Source organism: Caballeronia sp. LjRoot31 (genome assembly GCF_964253885.1).
GTDB lineage: Bacteria > Pseudomonadota > Gammaproteobacteria > Burkholderiales > Burkholderiaceae > Caballeronia.
This window is the reverse complement of sequence record NZ_CAXURX020000002.1, coordinates 767,471-781,612: the sequence shown is the minus strand read 5'-3', so window position 1 is coordinate 781,612 and position 14,142 is coordinate 767,471. Positions and strand designations below refer to the sequence as shown.

12 protein-coding genes are annotated in these 14,142 nt (G+C 60.9%); 4 read left to right on the top strand and 8 right to left on the bottom strand.

All coding sequences use genetic code 11. The features are described from left to right. Positions 1-77 precede the first annotated feature (77 nt). From argH to ACSQ8V_RS21910, 4 genes are all read left to right on the top strand, one after another. Positions 78-1,511, top strand: coding sequence for an argininosuccinate lyase (argH, locus tag ACSQ8V_RS21925; protein ID WP_436207138.1), 1,434 nt, complete (start codon positions 78-80; stop codon positions 1,509-1,511). Beyond that, on the top strand, positions 1,505-2,389 hold the full coding sequence (locus tag ACSQ8V_RS21920) for an amino acid ABC transporter permease (protein ID WP_213762042.1): 885 nt from the start codon (positions 1,505-1,507) through the stop codon (positions 2,387-2,389). Before argH ends, ACSQ8V_RS21920 begins: the two co-directional genes overlap by 7 nt. 28 nt (positions 2,390-2,417) lie before the next feature. Then, the gene (locus ACSQ8V_RS21915; RefSeq protein ID WP_436207137.1) at positions 2,418-3,182 is read left to right on the top strand and encodes an amino acid ABC transporter ATP-binding protein; all 765 of its coding nucleotides are present in this window, start codon (positions 2,418-2,420) and stop codon (positions 3,180-3,182) included. A gap of 74 nt (positions 3,183-3,256) precedes the next feature. Continuing rightward, positions 3,257-4,093, top strand: a complete 837-nt coding sequence (locus ACSQ8V_RS21910) for an ABC transporter substrate-binding protein (RefSeq protein ID WP_436207136.1) — start codon at positions 3,257-3,259, stop codon at positions 4,091-4,093. A gap of 93 nt (positions 4,094-4,186) precedes the next feature. On the opposite strand, the gene ACSQ8V_RS21905 is transcribed toward ACSQ8V_RS21910, so the two are convergent. From ACSQ8V_RS21905 to amaB, 8 genes are all read right to left on the bottom strand, one after another. Beyond that, a complete protein-coding gene (locus tag ACSQ8V_RS21905; protein ID WP_213762039.1) occupies positions 4,187-5,239 on the bottom strand; it encodes an ABC transporter substrate-binding protein in 1,053 nt (350 codons plus the stop codon). 1,187 nt (positions 5,240-6,426) lie between these two features. Then, positions 6,427-7,551 (bottom strand): NAD(P)/FAD-dependent oxidoreductase, encoded by a 1,125-nt coding sequence (locus tag ACSQ8V_RS21900; RefSeq protein ID WP_436207135.1) that lies wholly within the window; start codon positions 7,549-7,551, stop codon positions 6,427-6,429. Continuing rightward, positions 7,544-8,980, bottom strand: coding sequence for an FAD-dependent oxidoreductase (locus ACSQ8V_RS21895; protein WP_436207984.1), 1,437 nt, complete (start codon positions 8,978-8,980; stop codon positions 7,544-7,546). The genes ACSQ8V_RS21900 and ACSQ8V_RS21895 overlap by 8 nt, the downstream gene beginning before the upstream one ends. Positions 8,981-9,003: 23 nt before the next feature. Continuing rightward, positions 9,004-9,357 (bottom strand): (2Fe-2S)-binding protein, encoded by a 354-nt coding sequence (locus ACSQ8V_RS21890; RefSeq protein WP_436207134.1) that lies wholly within the window; start codon positions 9,355-9,357, stop codon positions 9,004-9,006. A 32-nt stretch (positions 9,358-9,389) separates the two neighbouring features. Further along, on the bottom strand, positions 9,390-10,184 hold the full coding sequence (locus ACSQ8V_RS21885) for an ABC transporter permease (RefSeq protein ID WP_213762035.1): 795 nt from the start codon (positions 10,182-10,184) through the stop codon (positions 9,390-9,392). 13 nt (positions 10,185-10,197) lie between these two features. Then, complete coding sequence (locus tag ACSQ8V_RS21880; RefSeq protein WP_436207133.1) at positions 10,198-11,112, bottom strand: ABC transporter permease; 915 nt, start codon at positions 11,110-11,112, stop codon at positions 10,198-10,200. Then, positions 11,105-12,181, bottom strand: coding sequence for an ABC transporter ATP-binding protein (locus ACSQ8V_RS21875; RefSeq protein ID WP_436207132.1), 1,077 nt, complete (start codon positions 12,179-12,181; stop codon positions 11,105-11,107). Before ACSQ8V_RS21875 ends, ACSQ8V_RS21880 begins: the two co-directional genes overlap by 8 nt. Before the next feature lie 258 nt (positions 12,182-12,439). Beyond that, the gene (gene amaB, locus ACSQ8V_RS21870) at positions 12,440-13,954 is read right to left on the bottom strand and encodes an L-piperidine-6-carboxylate dehydrogenase (protein ID WP_213762032.1); all 1,515 of its coding nucleotides are present in this window, start codon (positions 13,952-13,954) and stop codon (positions 12,440-12,442) included. Positions 13,955-14,142 lie beyond the last annotated feature (188 nt).

Sequence of the window (14,142 nt, the reverse complement as noted above, 5' to 3'; positions counted from 1 at the left end):
GAATTTAATTCTCTCTACAAGCAAAAAATTTCTTTGCGTAAGCTAAGGTTCGTTCTGAAACACTTCCGGGCAAACGCATGAACACTACCGACACAACCGAACGCCTCTGGGGCGGCCGCTTCAAATCAGGGCCCTCGCTGGCGCTGGAAAATCTGTCCCGTTCGGACCCCAGCTTCTTCCGTCTTGCGCCCTACGATCTCGCCGGTTCGCGCGCCCATGCAAACGAACTGAAGCGAGCCGGAATCCTGAGCGCCGACGAGCTTCAACAACTGCTCGACGCGATGCAGCAAATAGAGACCGCGTTCGTTGCGGGCGACCTCGCCCCTATCCTTGCCGACGAAGACGTCCACACCTTCCTCGAACGCGAACTGACGCAGCGGCTCAAAGCGATCGGTGGGAAGCTCCGCGCGGGCCGCTCGCGCAACGATCAGGCGGCGAACGACTTGCGTTTATATCTGCGTGACAAGGCTCGCAAGCTGGCGCTGGCCGTGATCGAATTGCAGCACGCGCTGGTTGAACAGGCCGAGGCGCACGTACAAACCGTCACCGCCGGCTTCACGCATTTGCAACCGGCACAGCCGATCGTGTTCGCGCATCAGTTGCTTGCGCACGCGCAGTCGATTTATCGCGATGTCGACAGGCTCGTGGACTGGGACCGGCGCAGCGCACGTTCACCGCTGGGCGCGGCGGCGCTGGCGGGTTCCGCGATCTGCTTGCGGGCCGATCTGTCCGCGCAGGAACTCGGCTACGACGGCCCGTGCGAGAACTCCATCGACGCCGTCGCTTCCCGCGACCACGTTGCAGAGTTCACGTTCATCACGAGCATGCTGGCGGTCAACCTGTCGCGGCTTTCGGAAGAAGTGATCCTGTGGACCTCGCGGCAGTTTCGCTGGGTCGAACTCGACGATGCTTATGCAACCGGCAGCTCGATCATGCCGCAGAAGAAAAACTCGGATATAGCGGAGCTGACACGTGGCAAGGCGGGCCGATTGATCGGCAACCTGAGCGGTTTGCTCGCCACGCTCAAGTCGCTGCCGCTTGCCTATAACCGTGATCTCGCGGAAGACAAGATCGCCGCGTTCGATAGTATCGACACGCTCGAACTTGTACTGCCTGCAATGGCCGGTATGATCCGCACCATGCATGTGAACGTGGATGAAATGCGGCGTCAGGCGCCGCTCGGGTTTACGCTCGCCACCGAAGTCGCCGACTGGCTCGCGCTGCGCGGCGTGCCGTTCAGCGAAGCGCACGAGATCACCGGCGCGCTGGTGCGGGCCTGCGAACAGCAGGGCATCGAACTGGGCGACGTGTCGGTGGCAATGCTCGCAGCTGTGGATGCGAGACTTGAACCCGGCGTCCTCGATCACGTCACGCTGGACGCCGCCGTCGCGGCGCGCAGCGGTTATGGCGGCACGGCGCCGGCACGCGTGGCCGAACAGATCGCGCGCCTGCGCAGCGCTATTGAAGAACAGGTCGCATGGGCGGCTTACTACAAAGGACCTTCATGCTGAGCGCATCGAACGACCGTGCATCGGCGTCCGGCAACGCCGACACCTTCACCGATATCTCGCACTTCAAGCACGTACCGCGGCGCTATTACGGGCGCTATCTCGCCTCGGTGGTGATCCTCGCGATCGTGGTCTATATCGTCGTGGCGTTTGCGCGCGGGCAGATCGACTGGACCGTCGTCGGACGTTTCCTCACGGCCAAGTCGATCCTCAAGGGCCTCGGCAATACCATCGTCATGACGATCCTCGCGATGGCGCTGGGCATCGTGCTTGGGGTGATCGTGGCTATCATGCGGCTCTCGACCAATCCGGTCATGCGCGCGGTCGCACATGGCTACGTGTGGCTGTTTCGCGGCACACCGGTGATCCTGCAATTGTTGCTATGGTTCAACCTCGCGCTGGTGTTTCCGGTCATGGGCATTCCCGGCCTGTTCGAATTTCGCACGGTCGACATCATGACGCCATTCCTCGCCGCCCTGCTCGGACTCGGAATTAATCAGGGCGCCTACACATCGGAAGTCGTGCGTGCGGGGTTGCTCTCGGTGGACACCGGCCAGTACGAAGCCGCGAAGTCGATCGGCATGCCGAGACTCCAGGCGCTGCGCCGCGTGATCCTGCCGCAGGCCATGCGCGTGATCGTGCCGCCTATTGGCAACGAACTGATCGGCATGGTGAAGCTGACCTCATTGGCAAGCGTGATCCAGTACGCGGAAATGCTGCATAACGCCGAGAACATCTACTATGCGAATGCTCGCGTGATCGAATTGCTGATGGTCGCCGGCGTCTGGTATCTCGTCATCGTCACGGTTCTTTCCTTGCTGCAGTCGCGGGTCGAACTGCGCTTTGCGCGAGGGGCGGGCCGCCCTTCCGCGAAACAGTAAATCCACTTGAACGCGAACTCAGGCAACCATGAACCCACTAGTCAAAGCGGTCGACCTGCGCAAGTCCTATGGCGAGTTCCAGGCGCTGCACGGCATCCATCTCGACGTCGCGAAGGGCGAAGTGCTGTGCATCATCGGGCCATCCGGCTCGGGTAAAAGCACCTTCCTGCGCTGTATCAACCAACTCGAAACCATTACCGGCGGCGCGCTGTGGGTGAACGGCGAACTGGTCGGATACCGGCGCGTCGAAAACAAGCTTTATCCGTTGTCTGAAAAGCAGATGGCGCGGCAACGTCTTGCGACCGGCATGGTGTTCCAGCGCTTCAATCTTTTTCCACACATGACCGCACTGGAAAATGTGATCGAAGGGCCGGTACAGGTGTTGAAGAAGAAAAAGTCCGAGGCCATTGAAGAAGCACGCGCGTTGCTTACGCGGGTCGGGCTTGGTCACAAGTGCGATGCGTTTCCGGTCGAATTGTCGGGTGGCCAGCAGCAACGTGTCGCCATTGCACGGGCGCTTGCCATGCATCCTCAACTCATGCTCTTCGACGAACCCACCTCCGCCCTCGACCCCGAACTGGTTGGCGAAGTACTGAGCGTGATGCGCGACCTGGCCAAGAGCGGCATGACGATGATCGTCGTCACGCACGAACTCGGCTTCGCGCGCGAAGTGGCGAACCGCGTGGTCTTCATGGACCAGGGAAAGGTGGTCGAAAGCGGCACGCCCGAACAGGTGCTGTCGCGACCGCAACAACCGCGTACTCAAGAGTTCATTTCGGCCGTGCTTTCCTAGCGTTACGGCGTGCGTGGTCACGGCCTTTAAAGCTGTTTTTCAATTTTCCGTCAACCTTTGTTCAGGCACTTTTCATGATCGATTCCTTGTTCCGGCGAACCCTTGTCAGTCTCGCGTTTGGCGCGGTTTCACTTGTTGCATCGCTGGCTCACGCCCAGACGCCCGTGGCGGGCAACGGCACGCTCACGGCCGCTATCGTGCCGAACTATCCGCCGTTCGAATACAAGGACCCGGCAACCGATGAACTGACCGGCTTCGACGTCGATCTCGGTGTCGCGCTGGCCGCGAAGATGGGGGTGAAACTGAAGTGGGAAGAGACCAACTTCGACCAGATGATGAGCGCGCTGACCACGCATCGCGTGGACGTGATCCTGTCGGGCATGACCGACTTGCCGACGCGCCGCGAGGCCATCAACTTTCTTGACTACATCAAGTCCGGGCCGCAGTTTTACACGCTGAGGGCGCGCGGTGGCGACTTCACATCGATCGAATCAGTGTGCGGCAAGCACGTGGGCGCGAGCCGCCGCACGTCGTGGCCCGACGACATCAAGACGTGGAGCGACGAGCACTGCGTCAAGGCGGGGAAGCCGGCTGTACTGGTGGTGGGTACGGATGGTTCAGCCGATGCCCGCCTGCAGTTGCGTCAGGGACGGATTGATGCTGCCGTGCAAGGCGGTGAAACGCTGCCGTATCAGAACACCCTGGAGAAAGATGCGTACGCGCCGATCGGCCAGCCGTTCCTGTCGCAATACACGGCTATTGGCATGGCGAAGAACAGTCCGGCTTTAAACGATGCACTGAGCCAGGCATTCGGCAAGCTGATCGCTGACGGCACCTACGCAAAGATCCTGAAGAAATGGGGCTTGCAGGAGCATGCGGTGTCGAAGGTCATCATCAATTCGCAGAGGTAAGAAGGCGCCCGTTATACGTTTGATGAACGCGTATACGGAAACGGGCGTTGTCAGGGCACTCCCTGACAACGCCCGTTCTAATTCCGCTTCAGATTACCGTTCGACCTGACGATTCCAGCGCGCGTCCCATTGCGGGCGATTTGCGTTGATCACATCCCAGTCCACCACGTTGACCTTCTTCACCAGGTCGTCGAGGTTACCCAGTTGCTGCTGCATCGAATCGGGCATCTTCGCCTGGCGGTTCGTCGGGATCTGGCGGCCGGCGCTTGCTGCCTTGCTTTGTGCCGACGCCGAGATCATGAATGCCGCAAGCTTTTGCGCGAGTACCGGATCGGGGTTGTTTGCAACGACACATTCATCGACGAGCAACAGCACCGGCCCTTCCTTCGGGTTCACATAGGCAACGGGAATGCCCTTCGCCTGCAGGTCACCCACCGCGGTCGGCGTGAGCGGGAACAGGCCGGCTTGACCGGTCTGGACCATCTCCGAGATTTTCGCCGAGTTCGGGATGTACTCGATCACGTTCCTGCCCACGGTGCTTTGCCATTTCGTGAAGCCGGGTTCGACGTTCTTCTCCGAACCGCCTTCGAGGCGGTTGATCATCAGGAAACCGTGCAGGCCGAACGTGCTGCTCGACGCGGACTGGAACACCACTTTGTCCTTGTATTTCGGGTCGGCGAAATCGAGCCATGATGTGGGGGGCGCCCAGCCGTTTGCCGTGAAGAGTTTCGTGTTGTAGGCGATGCCGGTCATGCCGAGTTGTACGCCCGCGCCGATGTCGTCCTTCATGCGCGCGAATGGGTAGAGTTGCTTGAGTTCGGGGCTATCGTCGAGTTTTTGGCAGACGCCCATGCTGACTGCGCGAGCCATCACGCCATCGTCGAGGAACACTACGTGGATTTGGGGTTTGGCTTTGTTCGCCAGTAGCTTGGCGAGAATGTCGGAGGACGTGCCGGGTACGACTACCACTTTTACGTTGTTGGCCTTTTCGAATTCGGGTAGGACTTCGCTCGTGTAGGCCTTTTCCATCGGGCCGCCGTTCATGCCAATGTAGATGGTTTTCGTATCCGCTTGCGCTGACGTGGAGAGGGCTGCTGCGCACAAGGCGGTAATGCTCACGCTGGCTACTGTATGAAACGCTTTCATTTATTGATCTCCTTTAGACAGGGTGGTTAGAAGGTGGTTTCGAGGGTGATTTCGTTCGCACTTCTTGAAAATATTCTGTTCAAGGGACGGGGTTGGATTCTAGGGGGCTCGGGGGCTATGCCGGGGTGCTCGGGGTCAGTGCCGGGGTGGTCGGTTCTGGGGTTAGCGGTCGGGGTTGGTGCTGGGGTGGTCGGTTCCGGGGTTAGCGGTCGGGGTTGGTGCCGGGTTGCTGCTTTCAGTGTTAGCGGTCTGCGTGAGTCGGATTTTCTCTTTATCACTATTAGCCACTGTGCGTGGCGGCACGTCATTTCTTTGTCCAAAGCGACAAAGAAACGAAGCAAAGAAAACGCTTTCAACCACGCTACCCTAAGTGTCCACAGCGTGCAGTTTTCATTCATAGGTGCCCCAAAAGCACGGTGCTCGCCAGAGCGGAGGATGTGTGAACCCCTCCTTCTCCGAACACCGATACCCACACGCTTCGCCACCAGTGACTGAACCTGCCCAAAGAGCACCCCGCGCTATCCGCGGACGACCACCCTCCAAATATGTGCGCGCCTCGAACCACGTCGCCAACCCTGCTGGAAACGAGGTCGCGAAAATGCGTGAGCCCGTAGTCGGCGAAAATAAGCGTATGGTCCACGCAGTCAACCCGCCAAGAGATGAAGTACCAACACGGAAGTACCAATACGCGAGATGCCGTTGCCGGCGGAAGCAACTGTTCAGACCACGTAGCCAACGCACCAAAAAACGAAACCGAAAAGACGCGTGAGGCCGTGGTGGTCCCTTGGCAATGGTGCTTGCCCGAGAGCGTACGGGGCGAAGCGTGTTCGTGTCAGGATTCGCGAGAAGGAGGGGTTCAAACATCGGTAGCTCTGGCGAGCACCGTGCTTTTGGGGCACCTATGAATCAAAACTGCACGCTGTGGACACTTAGGGTAGAGCGGTTAAAGCGCTTTCTTTGCTTCGTTTCTTTGTCGCTTTGGACAAAGAAATGACGTGCCGCCACGCACAGTGGCTAATAGTGATAAAGAGAAAATCCGACTCTCGCAGACCACCACGGCCGAAAGCACCACCCCGGCATAGACCCCTGACCACTAACACCGAAACCACCAACCCAGCATTAACCCTGACCGCTAACCCCAAAACCGACCAACCCGGCATTAACCCCTGACCACTCCCCCCAAAAACCTATCCCCGACCAAACCGCCCAATAGAAAACGCCTCAATCGGCGTCCCCGATCCCCCCTCAACAATGAGATCGGAAAGCACCTCCCCAACCCCCGGCGCAAGCAAAAACCCCCCACCCGAGAATCCAAACGCATGCAGCAATCTTGGCGTAGTCCGGCTAAATCCAATCACCGGATTGTCATCCGGCGTACGGCCTTCAACCCCTGTCCAGGTCCGCAACAGCAACGCATCTTTCAACGCCGGCAAAAGCGCGCACGCAGCCCTCATCACCGTCCGCGTAGTCTCCGTGAGCGGCTGCGCGTACTCGCCATCCCCCAACCCACGCCCCCCGCCAATCACCACATTGCCGCGCGCCACCTGACGAGCATAAATGCCGCCGCCATACACCCCAAGATTGTGATCGATGAAATACGGCAGCGGCTCAGTCACCCACATGTTCGGATAGATCGGCTCCATCGGAATGGTCTCGCCAAAGTACCCAGCCACCGTGTTGCCCCAAGCGCCAGCCGCATTGACCAGCCAGTCACTCTGAACCTCGATCACAGCACCCGAGTCATGCCGCGCCTCGACAACAAACCGTTCCCCGTCACGCACGATGTTAGTCACCGCAGTCTGCTCACGGACATCCGCACCGGCTGCACGCGCCGCGCGCGCGAATGCGGGCGACACCACGCGTGGATTCGCGTGACCGTCACCGGGACACAATGAACCACCCACCGCGGCGGCCCCAAGCCACGGGTAACGACGCCTGAACGCAGGTCCGCTCATCAACTGCAAATCGAGACCAAACGGGTTGGCAAGCTGCGCGTACGCTTCAAGCGCCGCAAGATCCGCTTCGCTGCGAGCCAACCGCAAATGCCCCGAAACAACGAACTCTCCATCCGTGCCCACAAGTTCCGGCAACCGGTCCCAGATCGAGCGCGCACGCACCGCCAGCGGCAATTGTTCGGCCGGCCGCCCTTGGCGGCGCACGCCGCCGTAGTTCACACCGCTCGCCTGCGCGCCGCAATAACGGCGTTCGAACAGCCCCACCTTCAGCCCGCGCTTTGCAAGCATCAAGGCCGTCGATGACCCCACCAAACCCCCGCCCACCACCAGCACGTCGAACCGCAAAGTCTCATTCATCGCGTGCGTGCTCCGCAATGGCGGCCAGATGATTCGCTTCGGGGGCTTCGTCCATCATCGCTATTGATAAAGGCACGGGTTTGATCGGCGCCTGTCCGCGCAAACGTCCGGCATCAGCGATAGGTCTGCCCGTCTCCGCGCTCAGCAATTCTGCCGCCGCCGCGCCGCACATGCGCCCCTGGCAACGACCCATGCCCACGCGCGTCAACGCCTTCAGCCGATTGATCTCGCTCGCTTCGCCCGCACGAATGCAGCGGCGCAGCGTGCCGGCATCGATCTCCTCGCAACGACACACGGTCATGTCGTCCGGCCAGTGCGACGCGCAATCGGAGGGCGGCGCAAACGCCTGCTCCAGCCCAATACGAAATTCGGCGATGTTCGCCAGTTGCCGGTCCAGCTTCGCGACCTGAGCCTGAACGTTCGCGTTCACAGCCCGATGCCCAAGGTCTTCGAGCATCGCCAGCGCCGCACGACGTCCAGCCAGTTCCGCAGCATCCGCGCCCGCAATACCCGCGCCATCGCCGGCGAGATAAACGCCCGGCACCGAACTGCGACCGGCCGCATCGCGCTCCGGCAGCCACGCGCGATTGAGCGGATCGAAGCGGAAGCGGCAACCTGCCAGGTCCGCAAGCTGCGTTTCGGATCGCAGGCCATAACCAAACCCGACCGCATCGCAGGGAATGGTCAACTCTTGCTCGCCATCACCATCGCGATAGGTCATGGCCTGCACCGCTTTATCGCCCGTCGCGCGCACAAGCGTCACGCCCCGTTCGATACGAACCCCATGCGCCGCCAGCCAGCCGACGTAATAGAGCCCCTTCGCAAAGGTGGACGGCTGCCGCAACAAACGCGGCGTCGCGGCGAACTGGCGCGAGAACGGATTGGTGTCGAGCACCGCCTCCACCTGCGCGCCCGCCTTCGCGTATTGATACGCCACGAGGTAAAGCAGCGGCCCGGTTCCCGCGAACACCACGCGTCGTCCGATCGCGCAGCCCTGCGATTTCAGCGCAATCTGCGCCGCGCCGAGTGTGTAGACGCCCGGCAGCGTCCAGCCCGGAAACGGCAGCACGCGATCTGTCGCGCCGGTCGCAATCAGCAAGTGCGAATAAGGCACCGTGCGCTGGCATCCGTCATGCAGCGTATCGAGTTGCGCAGCGCCGCATCCCCACACCAGCGTGTCAGGCCGATAGTCGAGCTTTGAAAGCAGGGCAGCCATGGTTGAGTGCACCGCGTCGGCCTTGCCTGCTTCCAGGCCATACAGCGACCGTTTGCTGCGGGCAAAACCCGCATCCGCTGGCGGCTGCCGATAGATCTGCCCGCCGGCGCGCGGCGCTTCGTCGATCACGACCGGCACAATGCCCGCTGCCACCAGTGTCTCAGCCGCGCGCACGCCAGCCGGTCCCGCACCGACAATGACGACCCGGCGCATGCTGTTTTTATCGATAGCCGCGCTCACGTTCTTACCACTCCCGCAGGCCGGGTCACGATACGCATGCCATCCTTGACGAAGGTCGAGCATGCTCGAATCCTTGTGCCCTCTTCCAGTTGTACCCAGCAGTCCTGACATGCGCCCATCAGGCAGAATCCTGCGCGTGGTTCACCGCTGAACTCGGTGTCACGCACCCGCCGCACGTGCAGCAAGATGGCGGTCAATACGGTATCGCCGGTCAGGGCAGTGATGGCGACACCGTCCAGCGTCAACGTCACCTGCTTGCGATGCGCTTCCGTCAGACGCACGAATTGCGGCGCATCGCCGACCGCGGTGTGCGGCTGGCCGGCGGATGTTGCGCTGGGGAGATTTGTCATCGCGTAGATAGAAGTCGTGGGGCCTGTGCGAATCAATGCGAACCGATCAGGATCCGGTTCAGTCCATACGCGCGGTCGAGCACGATCATCGCACCGGCCGTAATGAAGATCACAAGCGCGGACACAGACGCCATCATCGGGTCGATCGATTCGGTCGCGTACATGTACATGCGCACCGGCAACGTAATGGTCTGCGGCGAAGTTACGAAGATCGACATGGTTAGTTCATCGAAGCTGTTGATGAACGCAAGCAGCCAGCCACCCGTGATGCCGGGCAGGATCATCGGCAGCGTGATGCGTCGAAACGACGTCCATCGATCCGCTCCCAAAGACTGCGCCGCATGCTCGATACTGCGATCCATGCCGCTCACCGAGGCCAGCACCAGCCGCATCACGAACGGCGTGATGATGATCATGTGCGCCGCGACGAGCCACGTGAACGTGCCGGTTGCGCCGATCATCGCGAAGAAACGCAGGAACGCAATGCCAAGCACGAGACTGGGAATCACCAGCGGCGAGAGGAACAAACCATTGAGGAATTCGCGCCCCGGAAACCGTTCACGTCCGATAGCAAGCGCCGCCGGCAAGGCCAGCGCGAGCGACAGCGTAGCCGATGCAAACGCCAGCTTGATGCTGTTGAAAAACGCCGAGATGAAATCCGGGTAATCGAGAATCGCGCGGAACCAGCGCAACGAAAAGCCGTGCGTGGGCAGCGTCAGCGTCTGGTCCGGCGTGAACGCAACCAGCACGATGATCACGAGCGGCGCCAGCACGAACAGGATCACGAGGGTGTGGAAACTCAGGGCAACGAGGCCGTTCTTTCGCATCGCAGCGCTCTCCTTAACCGAGGCTTCTGGAGTAACGACGCTCCAGAACCCGGTAGTACGTGATCATGATCACGAGGTTCGCGATCAGCAACAGGATCGCGATGGTCGCGCCGAGCGGCCAGTTGAGCGAACCGAGGAATTCATCGTAGACGGCGGTGGCCGCTACTTTCAGACGACGCCCGCCGAGCAGGCCGGGAATCGCAAACGCGCTCGCCGACAAACCAAACACCATCAAGCTGCCCGACAAAATGCCCGGCGCGATCTGCGGCAACACGATGCGCCGCAACGTGGTTAACGGCGACGCCATAAGCGAGAGCGCCGCGTTTTCAACCTGCGGATCAAGCTTCTGCAGCGAGGTCCAGACGGGGATCACCATGAACGGCAGCATGACGTGAACGAGCGCAATCACTATCGCGAAGGTGGTGTACTCCAGCTTGTACGGACCCAGCCCGAAGAGGCCGAAGAACTGATTAACGATACCGCCAGTGTTGAGCAACATGCTCCAGCCAAACGCGCGCACCACCACTGACACGAGCAACGGCGCGAGGATCACGAGCAGGAACATCGAGCGCCACGGGTCACGCATGCGGTACAGCACATAAGCTTCAGGCGCACCAATCGCAACGCACAGCAAAGTCGTCAGGATCGCGATGCCGAAGGTCCGCGCAAAAATGGTCTGGTAGTAGCTGTCCGTCAGCACTTCAACATAGTTGCCGAACTGGAACGCAGCGATCGGACCACTGGCCGGATCGAAGCGATAAAACGTCAGCACAACGGTCATCGCGAGCGGCGTCAGCACGAGCACCGCGAAGAGGATGAACGCAGGCAAGCTCATCAGCCAGGGCGGCACGAAGGCGTGCCACGGCGCGCGGTCATTCTTCAGCGCACCGTGATCTTTCGAATTCGTCGAGTCGATGGTACTAGCCATGACTGGCTTCCTGAATCACGCGCACGGCGTCACGATGCCAGTCGATGCCGACCATCGCGCCTTCGGCTACTGGCTCGGTGCCTTCGTTCTGGCTGCAGACGAGCACTTCCCCAATGGCGGTATCGACGCGATAAAGCCATTGGCTGCCGAGGAAAAAGCGGCTGGTAACGGTCGCCGACAAGCGCCCCGTTCCGACCTCGCACAAGTGCAGTTTTTCCGGACGGATGCAAAGGGTCACCGTATCGCCTTCGCGCCACACCGTGCCAGCCTCAATGCAGGCAATACCGGTCAATTGATGTCCGAGATCCACGTGGACTTCGTCGTGGTACGCCTCGGTCACGGTCCCCTCCAGCATGTTCGCCTTGCCGATGAACTGCGAGACAAAGCGATTCTCCGGCCGCTCATACGCGCGATACGGCGAGTCGACCTGCGTCACGCGCCCCGCTTCCATCACGACCACGCGGTCACTGATGGACAGCGCTTCGGACTGGTCGTGCGTGACCATCACCGTGGTGGTGCCGACCTTGCGCTGAATGCCGCGCAACTCGAATTGCATCTCTTCGCGCAGCTTGGCGTCGAGATTGGACATGGGTTCATCGAGCAGCAGTACCGGCGGCTTGATCACCAGCGCACGCGCAATGGCAACCCGTTGCCGCTGACCGCCCGACAGTTCACGCGGATACCGCGCCGCGAGGGCATCGAGCCGCACGAGCGCCAACGTCTCGCGAATCCGCTCCGCGCATTCGGCCTTGCCGACGCCGCGCATTTCGAGTCCGAAGCCAACATTCTGCGCAACCGTCATATGCGGAAACAGCGCATAGCTCTGGAACACCACGCCCAGGCCGCGCTTGTTCGGCCGTACGTTCGTAATGTCCTTGCCATCGAGCGAAATCCGCCCACGCGTTACATCGATAAAACCAGCGATCATTTGCAGCGTCGTCGTCTTGCCGCAGCCCGAAGGCCCCAGCAGCGAGACGAATTCGCCTTTTTCAACCGAGAGGCTCACGTCGCTCACGGCGTTCAGGTCGCCGTAGGCTTTGGTCAGTTTGTCCAGCACGAGAAACGACACGGTGGCCTCCAGGGTCTAGCGAAAAACAGTTGAACAGACGCGGGTATTTACGCAATAGCAACGCGTAGACAGGCGGAACGTGCCTCCATGCAGAGGCGCGCCATAGGACGGATTCGAGCGAAACAACCGGGGATGACCACGGAAGCCTGACGTCCGCTCAGGCGCGCCGCGGTTGGCGCGCGCAAGCGGATGAAAGGAGTCGGCGTCGGGGTGGGACGCCTGGTTTAAATCTCTTTTTGATTCTTCTTCAAGTCTGGATCAAACGTCGAACTTCACGCCTTGCGCAAGCGGCAATTCACGGCTGTAGTTGATCGTGTTGGTCGCGCGGCGCATATAACCCTTCCACGCATCGGAACCCGATTCACGGCCGCCGCCGGTTTCTTTTTCACCGCCGAACGCGCCGCCAATCTCTGCGCCGCTCGTGCCGATGTTCACGTTCACAATGCCGCAATCGCTGCCTGCCGCCGACATGAACTGCTCGGCTTCGCGAATGTCGTTCGTGAAGATCGCCGACGACAAACCCTGCGGCACGCCGTTTTGCAGTTGCAACGCTTCAGCGAAGTCGTCGTAGGTCATCACGTAGAGGATCGGCGCGAAGGTCTCGCGTTCGACCACAGCCGTTTGTGCAGGCATACGTACGAATGCCGGACGCACGTAGTAAGCATCGGCGTGACCGCCTACTTCCACGCGCTCGCCGCCCTTGACATTGCCGCCTTGCTCGCGGGCATCGCCTAATGCCTTCTGCATGCCGTCGAACGCAGCACGGTCGATCAGCGGACCGACAAGCGTATCCGACTCGATCGGACTGCCCACTTTCACCGATCCAAACGCTTTTTCCAGACGCGGCAGCAACTGGTCGACCACGCTGGTATGCACGATCAGGCGACGCAGCGTCGTGCAACGCTGACCGGCCGTCCCGACTGCCGAGAACGTCACGCCGCGCACTACCAGATCGAGGTCGGCGCTGGGCGCAACGATCATTGCGTTGTTGCCGCCCAGTTCGAGGATGCTGCGGCCCAGCCGCTTCGCCAGCACTTGCGCCACTTCAATACCCATGCGCACGCTGCCGGTCGCGCTGACCAGCGGCACCTTCGGCGACTCGGTCAGCACCTGGCCGACATCGCGTGCGCCCAGCAGCAACTGGCTCAGGCCTTCGGGCGCGAGACCCGGATGGGTCTTGTCGAATTCGCGCAGCGCCTTTTCGAACAATGCGTGACAGGCGATAGCCGTCAACGGCGTTTTCTCCGATGGCTTCCAGACCACTGCGTCACCGCAGACAAACGCCAGCGCCGCATTCCACGACCACACCGCGACGGGGAAGTTGAACGCGGAGATCACACCCACCACACCCAGCGGATGCCACGTTTCCATCATTCGATGACCCGGACGCTCCGAGGCGATCGTCAGGCCGTAGAGCTGGCGCGACAGGCCGACAGCGAAGTCGCAGATGTCGATCATTTCCTGCACTTCGCCCAGGCCTTCGGACGTGACCTTGCCGGCTTCCAGCGTGACAAGGCTGCCGAGCGCGGCTTTGTGTTCGCGCAGCACATTACCGAAAACGCGCACGAGTTCGCCGCGTTGCGGCGCGGGCACGGTGCGCCATTTGAGGAAAGCGGCGTGGGCAGCGTCGATCTTGCGAGCGGCATCGGCGGGGGTATCAACGGCCAATCCAGCCAGCGTCGCGCCGTCGAGCGGCGAACGCGCCGTGAGGGCATCGCCCTTCCACTGGTCGAGGTCTACACCGAGTGCACCAAGAATATCGTTCAGTTTCATCACTTCCTCTCTATGTCGGGTGGCTGCCGGGCACTGCGGCGCGGCCCGAGGCCACGATCCGTCAGCACCGCTCTGGAACCGGCTCCGGCGAGTAAATGCATGCATTCGTCGGAACAGAGTTTCAGGGCTTAAAAAAACCGCTGCAATTGATTAATCGGCACGACTTGGTGCGCTGGAGGAACCAACCG